Consider the following 8,645-nt stretch of genomic DNA (forward strand, 5'->3'; position numbering starts at 1 on the left):
TAATGTCAACGTAAAATCTAAAATTCACACGGACAACTCGCTAACGAACTACTCAAGCAGCGGTGTCGCTGGTTCGATATTGCTTCCGTCCAGCCTATGCAAAAACGCGCTTGGCCACACGCTAGGCGGACTAAAGAACCTAACTGGTTGCCTATTCAGGCCCACTACAGAACGTCCCACAGCGTAGCAAAAAAAACCACCTCTGACTAACCGGACGTCGGCCTGCCGGCGGTAGTAGCGTATACGGTCGTAATGGTCTCTGTGCACTGCTATGGTAGGCACGGTCCTGGCCCAAAGCAATACCAGCTCGGGTTCAAGCAAAAACCGCCGAAGCTTTGACAGAAGCTACCGGGTCGCTACTGGGAGTTGCCACTAGTCCCAAAGCTAGCACCAAGGGTGGAACGTGGTCCAACTTTTCTTCCGGTCAAGTGGTAGGCGTTACACTGCCGCCTAGTCGTCTGGGGCGCAGGTAGCACGGACTAAACGTAGCGGGAGCCAAAGCAGACGTTCTAGACGTTCAAGTTGCATCGTGGTTAGGACGTCTGCGGCGGATCGCACACCGGTTCGCGCAAAAACGTATCCGACCTGCCTTCGTTATAGCTTGGTCGCTGTGGCGACGAACTCATCAAGCAATCGCTCAACAGGCACACTTAAAATCTAAAATGCAACTGTAATGCTTAGGCAGTAGGTCCGCCTCGAATATAGGGCCGATGACCAGCACTACCGCCATCTGAACCACGCGGTCCCGAATGCACGGAATGCCAAGAGGTCTTTGTCCTCCGCTGCTCTTTGGTATCCACACTCGCAGTAGGGGCTTCGGGACATACTGCCCCTTGATCAGCTCCTCCTGCAGCTTTCCCAACCAGCGCTCTTGCCCGTGGGCTTCGATCTGCTCGAACGTCTCGCCGTCAACCCCAGCGGCTCCCGCATTTGCGCGGCAGCGAGCGAAGGCCTCTCTCAGGACGTCGTTGCGAAAAACCTTGTCCCATAAGGCGTAGAAGCGAAAACTGAGTTCAGTCTTAGCTTTCATCTGCAGCGAGATCTGCAGCTTCTCAACCGTTTTAACAGGCGTTGGTAGACTCATCGTCAATCGCCGGGCTGTCAGCCCTTCCCTCGCTTGAGTTGGGTCAGGGTTCCTTCCCTCTGCCAGCATTACCCGGCCTCATCGGTACTACGAACCCATCCGCCATCTGCGGCCGCTGGCGCTGTTCCTCACGGGTTCGCCATTGGCGGGGAGGCGCCATCTCCTCGCCACGATCGCAGACTTCCCTTGTTGCGCACCATTCATGTCCCGTGCGTGCTGCCATCACTACCCCGGCGGGATCGTCGGTTGCGTGTCTCGCTCGCTTCACCGACGACGGCGGCCTTCCCCGTTCAAGCGGCGGGTCGGCTCCCACATTGAGTCTTTCGAGGCCTGCTCGATGTTTACTCACGTTGCGGCCCGCACGGTCCGCTGACCCTCTACAGGGCCTTTTCTCGAAGTGCTTCAGGCCATTTGTCGCCTCCTGACCCGCCCCGAGTGCTTCCGGCTGGAGCGAGAGTTTGCCGGCCCGGATTCCCACCGGGGAGAACAGTGCACCTTGGCAAGGCACACGCCCGAAGTAACGAAACGCCCCGATTTGTAGCATAAGGAGTTCTCGTACAGGAATACCCTCGACTTTTATGGTATTTTCGACTTCAAATCGAAGTGTACGGAAAACACCCGTTTTCCGTACACTCGCGTTTCCGGCTTCAGGACCCTCCTCCACGCTCAAACCAGCGGAAACCCTGAGGTTCTCTCCTCGAGTGTTCTTTTTTTGTCCGCCTATGCTACAAATCGGGGCGTTTCGTTATTTCGGGCCAGGTGGCATGACCGGGCGGCAGGTGGCCGAGGCGGTGCGCGAGCTGCCCGTGCTCCAGCCCCCCGTCCCCCCGCCCGCGTCGATTGCTTGCGGGTCCTTGACCGCCGATAAGGCGGCATGCGCGTCTTGAGCTGGAATTTACTGTGGCGGAATGGGGCAGGGATCGACGATCTCGGCCGTCTCGTGGAGACCCATCGACCCGACCTGGTTCTGATGCAGGAAGCCACTCTCCCGGCTGACGCGCTGACACGGCAGCTCGGCGGGTTCTGTGTACGCAAGGCGATGTCGGGACAACTTTACGGCCCCGCCGTCTGGAGTCCCCGTCGCTTCACCACGACGGTGGAACCCCTCCCGGTGGCCAGTAAATTTGACCTGCCGGTCCCGCTGTTTCGGCTGATTGATGTCCGCCTCGCCCTCATCGTCTGTCTTGACGGACTTCAGATCGCCACCGTGCATCTGGATCATGGCCAGATCGCCAACCGCCGTCAGCTTCGCCACCTGCTCCGTGCTCACCAGCAACTTCATGCGGTGATCGGTGATTTCAACGCCCTCGGAACTCTCAGCCTGCCCGGTTTTGCCGATGTCGGCCCACGCTGCGCGACCCATCGGGCCAAAGGTCTGGTGCCATTACGACTTGATCGGTGTCTGATCCGCGGCCTGCGCTGCACGAACGCGGTTTCGCTGGCCTATGGCAAGTCCGACCATCGGCCGATCCTGATGGACCTGGAACCGATATAGCCCCGAATAATTCCACTACGCGCGATAATATGCGTGATCGCGCGTAAGCCACGTTTCCTGAAGTCTGATCACACATCCGTGTCTAAAAAATCTGTCTGAGCGGTTGGCCCGCCGGCCTCTTTGTTGCATAATAGGAAGGGATAGATTTCTTAATTTTCGGACTTCATCATACAGAAACTAGGAACACTGTCATTATGCGCTTTATTTTGCTCGGAAGCACATCGCTACTCGCTCTGGCTCTTTCGGCCGGCATCGCACGTGCCACGCCGTTTTCCGAAACCTTTAATTATACGGGGGCAATCCAAACCTTTAGTGCGCCCACCACCGGCAGTTACGAAATCACCGCTTTCGGGGCCGCAGGAGGCAATGTCCATAACACCTACGGTGCCAATCATGGCAGCTACTCGGGCGGCCTTGGGGCCGAAGTGAGTGGTGATTTTGCCTTGACCAGCGGCGAGACGCTTCAGATTGCCGTGGGAGGCTATGGGAGAGTCAAAGGTAATTATGGTGGCGGTGGGGGGGGCGGTAGCTTCGTCGTGGCATCCACTGGCAACCCGCTGCTCGTCGCTGGTGGCGGTGGTGGTGCCGGTTACTTCGGCAATGGCGGCCCCGGACAGTCCGGCACTGCTGGTCAATCAGATGGTGGTAACTATGGTGGCACGGCAGGTAGCGGCGGATATGCGGGTTCTGGATCCTTCTACACTCCTTTCTTTGGGGGAGGCGGCGGAGGATTGCGAGGAAATGGCGCAACTCCCTCCTATTATGGCTACTATCCTGGCGGTAACGGCGGAAAATCATTTTTGAATAATCTCGCCGGTGGAAACGGCTCCTATGGTGGCGCGGGTGGCTTCGGTGGCGGCGGGGGAGGAGGTCGATCCAGTGGCGGTGGTGGAGGTGGCTACAGCGGCGGGGCCGGTGGCGGCACCGGGAACAACGCCGGATCCGGTGGTGGAGGTGGCTCGTTCGATGCTGGCTCAAATCCTCTCTTCAACCTCGCGACACTGGGTGGCAACGGCGAAGTCATAATTGCCGCACAGAGTGCTGTCCCGGTTCCAGAACCCGGCTCCCTCGCTCTACTCGGGACCGGTCTGCTCGGCCTCAGCTTACTCAAGCGTCAGCGCCGCAGCCCTAATTGATGAAGAGCCGGCTGCATTTCATTTCAGGCTTGCCTCGATCCGGTTCGACCTTGCTTGCAGCGCTTCTTCGACAGAACCCCTGCATCGTCTCCGGCATGAGCAGTCCGGTAAGCGCGCTGTTTAATGCCATGCTCCGCGAGACCAGTCAGCGTAACGAAGGTAGCGTATTCATCAATGACGAGACCCGTGAACGCCTGCTCCGTGGAGTATTCTCCGCCTATTATGCGGATGCAAAGCCGGGCGCAGTCATTTTTGATACCAACCGCGATTGGACCAGCAAACTGCCGGCGCTGACAAGGCTTTTTCCTGAGGCACGGATAGTTTGTTGCGTCCGAAACCTAGCCTGGATCATGGATAGCATCGAAACTCTGGTGCGTAGAAATTCGTTCGAGCTCTCGGGCATATTCGGCTATGATTCCGGCGGTACGGTTTACTCCCGAACTGCGGCTATGGGTTCGACAAATGGAATGGTCGGCCACGCCTTCAACGCGCTCCGAGAGGCAGTCTATGGCGCGCAGGCGGATCGGCTATTACTGGTACGTTACGAAAGCCTCGTTACCGATCCGGTGGGCGTTCTCACGGCGATTTACAACACGATCTCGGAGCCCGTATTCAAACATGATCCCGAACATGTTGAACCTTGTTACGATATGATCGATTTTGACCTTCGCCTTGGCATGCCTGGCCTCCATCATGTTGGCACCAGAGTGCGACCCAGAGAAAGGTCGACCATCCTACCACCGGATATCTTTTCTCGCTTTCAGAAAGATGCTTTCTGGGAGGACAGAACCATGCTGCCGCCTGCAGTGCGCGTCGTGTAGTCGGCAGAAAATGTTTCATTGTTGGCAGCAGTCGGATCGCCCTTGGGGTCCGGACACGAAAGTGGGCCTTACGTACGCTAGACGTAAACAATGCGGTAACATTTACCCGCTATTTTGTCGAAGATTGATTTGACGCCGACCGCGCCGACATGACAGGTTATCATACAGTTTTGGACTTGTCCGATAAATCCACGGTTGTAGCGGCGTAGCGGCAGCTCTGCGAACCGGAACCCTGTCGGCAATTGATACGGCGGAATCATCGACGCCACGTCGAAATTCCTGGCGTCTCCCCTCCCCTACCCCGATAGCCCCCCGAATAATTGCACTACGCGCGATAATATCAGTTATCTCGACTCAGTCACTTTTTTGCAGATCGCCGTCCCTTTGAACATCGAAAGTAAGCTCGACCCTCGGGCCAACTGGGTCGTAGAAAAATAACTGATACAGGTCGAACCCGGGAACCGGGATACCCTCATACGAAATCCCGAGTGAATCGAGTTTCGTTCGTACCGCGTCGAGGTCACTGGTACGGAATGAAACGTGATCGAATTGACCGGTCGATCCCGGGCGCCCTTTCGGTGCCATAGGTCGGTCAACTGAGAGCGAACCAGCTATATGGACCACCGGCCGGTCACTGAGATACATCCAGTTGTCGGACGACATCTTATGCCGAGATTCTGGCAGTTGCAGATTCAATGTGTTAACGCGTGTCTTTGCTATTCGTGCCTACGCCTAACCTGAGATTCTTGCTTGCTTAGCGACACTAAACGTGAGACAAAAATTTTTGCAACGTTGAAGTCACTTTCATGGCGCTCGACCAGGAACAGACGGTGGATGTGCAGGACGACTGCTGGCAGACCGCCCAGGCGCGTTCGGATGTTTTCCGACGTCTCTTGACGGTGAGCGACGCCCGCGAGCGATCGCGCTTCATAGCTCATGCTATAAAGGAATTGTCGATCAGCCGGGCGACCTTTTACCGGCTTCTCGCCCGCTTTCGGACTGCTGAGGTAAACGTCAGCGGTGCTCCCAGAGCAAGCCGGGCGCAAAAGAGGGTCGCGTTTCCTTGATCCTCCACGCGAGGCGATCATCGCTCACGAAATCACCCAATTTTACCTGAAACCCGAGCGACCCCGCGTGAGCCAGCTTGTCGAGCGCGTGCGTGCGCAATGCCACCAGAAAGGTCTGCCACCACCGGACTGGCGGACGATCCGCGCCCGAGTTCGACAAGTCGATCCTGGCTTGGCCGTGCGTCGACGGCAAGATCGCGCCGCTATTGCTGCGACTCACGCCGTCCCAGGGGAGCTCGTCGCCTCGCGGCCGCTCGAGATCGTTCAAATCGACCACACGAAGGTCGACGTGATCGTCGCCGAGGCCACGTCGCGCCTGGGCTCGGTGCGGCCCTGGCTCACGCTTGCCATCGACGTGTACACACGCATGGTCGTCGGCGCCTATCTAGCGCTTCACGAGCCCTCCGCCGTCTCGGTCGGCGTGTGCCTTCTCAATGCTGTCTTCCCAAAAACGGAGTTCCTCCAAGGGCGTGGGCTCGATTTGCCCTGGCCGACAATGGGCTTGCCCTCGTCCATCGCGGTCGATAACGGCGCGGATTTCCGAAGCCGGGCTTTCATCCGCGGATGCCGCGAGCACGGTATCCAACTGGCATGGCGACCGCCCGGTGCGCCGCACTACGGCGGGCATATCGAGCGACTGATCGGCACGCAGATGAACGCCCTGCATATGCTGCCTGGTAGCACGGGCAGCAGCGTTGCCGACCGGCCGGCGCGCGACCCTCGCGCCGGCGCTGCCCTGACCATGCGCGAATTGGAACGCTGGCTGCTTTTGGAAATCCTCGGCAAGTATCATCAGAAAGTACACACTGCTCTCCACCGTCCACCGATCGCCGTTTGGCGGGAGATGATACCATCGATCTCGGTCCGTCTGCCCAGCGATCGGCTGAATTTCTGGGTATCGTTCCTGCCAGAGAAGCCACGCTTGCTTCGGCGCGATGGGGTCCACCTGTTCGGGATTCGCTACTGGGCCCCGGCGCTCGCCCAGGATGTCGGTCGCGCCCAAGGCAAGCTCTCCGTGCGGTATGACCCCCGTGACCTCTCCCATGTCTTCGTTTGCCGTCCGAACGGGCGTTTCGTGGAGGCGCGTTATTGCGAGCTGTCCAATCCTGCGATCAGTCTTTGGGAAAGGGATGCAGCCGTCGCTATCCTGAATCAGAAGGGACGTCGCGAGGTCGACGAGCGCATGATCTTTTCGACGGTCATTGAACAGCGTGCAATCGAAGACCAAGCGCTTCGCCTCTCCGCACGGGCGCGTCAAAACAGGGACCGCCGACCGTCCTCGTCGGAGCGTGCAAACGTGGACGCCCAGATGCGCGGGATCGACACAAGCACACCCGCGCGCGGCGATGCAGAAAAGGGTAGCGTGTGGGATGAGCCTTGAGCACAGCCACCTTGTCCAGAGCGCTGCTAGCCTCCTCGACCGGTCGGACAGCGACCGCATAGCAATCCGAGAAGAGCGCTGGATCACATATCCACGGGCCCGGTGGTCACTCGAAATGCTGGACGAGTTGCTTGTGCGCCCGCGTACTACCCGAATGCCGAGTATCGCAGTCTATGCCGACAGCGGCATGGGAAAGACCATGCTGATGGAGCGCTTCCGCCGAGCCCATCCGGCAATCTACAACCGTGAGCAGCGCAGGCTGATTTCGCCCGTGCTTGCTCTGCAGATGGCGAGCCACGCGACCGAGCGGCGGTTCTACGGACACCTCCTGCAGGCGATCGGGGTACCTTTTGTTCCGCGGGCGACAGTGCTCGAACTTGAAGTCCAGATCATGCGCAATCTGAAGCGCATGGAGGTGAAACTGCTCATGCTCGACGAAGTCCACAATCTCCTTGCCGGTAGCGCCAAGGAGCAGCGCATTTTGCTGAATACGCTGAGGTTCATTAGCAACGAGTTGCAGATCTCGCTCGTCTGCCTAGGGATCGCCGATGCTCGGGACGCGATCGGCGGCGATGTGCAGCTGATGCGGCGGTTTGAGGAACTCACACTACCACGTTGGCAGGGCGACGAAGAATTCGAGCAACTGGTTGTCATCATACTGCGGCATCTTCCGCTGAAGCTGGCGAGCCAGGTCTCGGCGAGAGCATTGCGGCAAGTGCTGGAGGCAACCGACGGCGTCACTGCCCGCATCTTCGGTATGTTCAACGACCTCGCGATCGCAGCGATCCGTTCCGGCAGAGAGTGCATCAACGACACCAGCGTTGAGGCTTGGCGACCGATCGGCAAGGCTATGCCGGCCTATGCCTGACGATCGAACTGAGCGTCTACCATTGCCATATGTTCCGCCATGCTTCCCCGGTGAATTGCTTTCGTCCTGGCTGCGGCGGATCGCCGCCGAATACGCAATCAATTTGGCATATCTCGCTACACATATTGGCCTGTCAGTTTCGTGCGCATCTTTGATCGATCGAGAGTTGTTAACGAACGATTTGCGGCGAGCATCAACAATCCTGCGTTCGACACCGACCAGCCTGCGGGTCATGATGCATTCACCTCCAACCCGGAAGCTTGGTCCGAGCTCTTCTCTCCTCCAGCTTTGCCTGACCTGCCGAGCCGATCACCGAGCAACGACCCGCGTTCCTGTCGCGGTACGCGCGTGGTTCGAGTTCTGGTCGATCGAGTGCGAACGTTGCGGCACACCTTTCACGCCGCCCGGACCGCCGAAACTCGATCGGGTCAATCCGGCTCGCGAGGAGCCACTATGGTTCGAAGGCCTCCGAAACACAGCGCGTATCGGCGCGCGCCAGCTTGCCGACTTCGCCTGGCGTCCGTTTACAACGAGCTGGTCGCCGCTGATCATTTTGCGGCTCCTGTCGATGCGCTTGAGCTATGGCCGAAATTGGGTGATGGCTTGGTGAGAAAGGTGGCGTATCGAGGCGGGTGGAAGCCTGCCTGAACCTCTTAAAGGAGCGATACGCCTATGACGAGCGATAGCACTATTCTTCCCTTCCGCAAGCCCGGAGACGTTGAGGATCCGCTGACGGCGATCCTGAGGGACGGAGCCCGTCGGCTGCTGGCCCAGGCAATCGAGGCGGAGGCTG

The 8,645-nt window shown here is 58.6% G+C and carries 8 protein-coding genes; 7 read left to right on the forward strand and 1 reads right to left on the reverse strand.

Translation table 11 applies throughout. From position 1 onward, the window contains the following. Positions 1-637: 637 nt before the first annotated feature. Positions 638-1,084 (reverse strand): hypothetical protein, encoded by a 447-nt coding sequence (locus AruPA_RS20745; RefSeq protein ID WP_265638647.1) that lies wholly within the window; start codon positions 1,082-1,084, stop codon positions 638-640. Positions 1,085-1,967: 883 nt separating this feature from the next. Between AruPA_RS20745 and AruPA_RS20750 the strand changes: the two genes are divergently transcribed. From AruPA_RS20750 to AruPA_RS20780, 7 genes are all read left to right on the forward strand, one after another. Beyond that, complete coding sequence (locus AruPA_RS20750; protein ID WP_265638648.1) at positions 1,968-2,579, forward strand: endonuclease/exonuclease/phosphatase family protein; 612 nt, start codon at positions 1,968-1,970, stop codon at positions 2,577-2,579. Between the two features lie 194 nt (positions 2,580-2,773). Continuing rightward, positions 2,774-3,715, forward strand: a complete 942-nt coding sequence (locus AruPA_RS20755; RefSeq protein ID WP_265638649.1) for a PEP-CTERM sorting domain-containing protein — start codon at positions 2,774-2,776, stop codon at positions 3,713-3,715. After that, positions 3,715-4,536: a sulfotransferase gene (locus AruPA_RS20760; protein WP_265638650.1), complete on the forward strand. Its 822-nt coding sequence runs from the start codon at positions 3,715-3,717 to the stop codon at positions 4,534-4,536. The genes AruPA_RS20755 and AruPA_RS20760 overlap by 1 nt, the downstream gene beginning before the upstream one ends. Positions 4,537-5,342: 806 nt before the next feature. Next, positions 5,343-5,603, forward strand: coding sequence for a leucine zipper domain-containing protein (locus AruPA_RS20765; protein WP_265638651.1), 261 nt, complete (start codon positions 5,343-5,345; stop codon positions 5,601-5,603). A 67-nt stretch (positions 5,604-5,670) separates the two neighbouring features. Further along, positions 5,671-6,984 carry a transposase family protein gene (locus AruPA_RS20770; RefSeq protein ID WP_265638652.1) on the forward strand — a complete coding sequence of 438 codons (1,314 nt, stop codon included), beginning with the start codon at positions 5,671-5,673 and terminating at the stop codon, positions 6,982-6,984. Further along, positions 6,974-7,852 (forward strand): TniB family NTP-binding protein, encoded by an 879-nt coding sequence (locus tag AruPA_RS20775; protein WP_265638653.1) that lies wholly within the window; start codon positions 6,974-6,976, stop codon positions 7,850-7,852. Before AruPA_RS20770 ends, AruPA_RS20775 begins: the two co-directional genes overlap by 11 nt. Beyond that, positions 7,845-8,462 carry a hypothetical protein gene (locus tag AruPA_RS20780; RefSeq protein WP_265638654.1) on the forward strand — a complete coding sequence of 206 codons (618 nt, stop codon included), beginning with the start codon at positions 7,845-7,847 and terminating at the stop codon, positions 8,460-8,462. The genes AruPA_RS20775 and AruPA_RS20780 overlap by 8 nt, the downstream gene beginning before the upstream one ends. The last annotated feature ends 183 nt before the right edge of the window (positions 8,463-8,645 follow it).

The organism is Acidiphilium sp. PA (assembly GCF_026191915.1).
Lineage (GTDB): Bacteria > Pseudomonadota > Alphaproteobacteria > Acetobacterales > Acetobacteraceae > Acidiphilium.

Bases quoted from the DNA above. Each gene is read 5' to 3' on its own strand.
- AruPA_RS20745 (WP_265638647.1), bottom strand. From the start codon at position 1,084: ATGAGTCTACCAACGCCTGTTAAAACGGTTGAGAAGCTGCAGATCTCG.
- AruPA_RS20755 (WP_265638649.1), top strand. From the start codon at position 2,774: ATGCGCTTTATTTTGCTCGGAAGCACATCGCTACTCGCTCTGGCTCTT.
- AruPA_RS20760 (WP_265638650.1), top strand. From the start codon at position 3,715: ATGAAGAGCCGGCTGCATTTCATTTCAGGCTTGCCTCGATCCGGTTCG.
- AruPA_RS20765 (WP_265638651.1), top strand. From the start codon at position 5,343: ATGGCGCTCGACCAGGAACAGACGGTGGATGTGCAGGACGACTGCTGG.
- AruPA_RS20775 (WP_265638653.1), top strand. From the start codon at position 6,974: ATGAGCCTTGAGCACAGCCACCTTGTCCAGAGCGCTGCTAGCCTCCTC.
- AruPA_RS20780 (WP_265638654.1), top strand. From the start codon at position 7,845: ATGCCTGACGATCGAACTGAGCGTCTACCATTGCCATATGTTCCGCCA.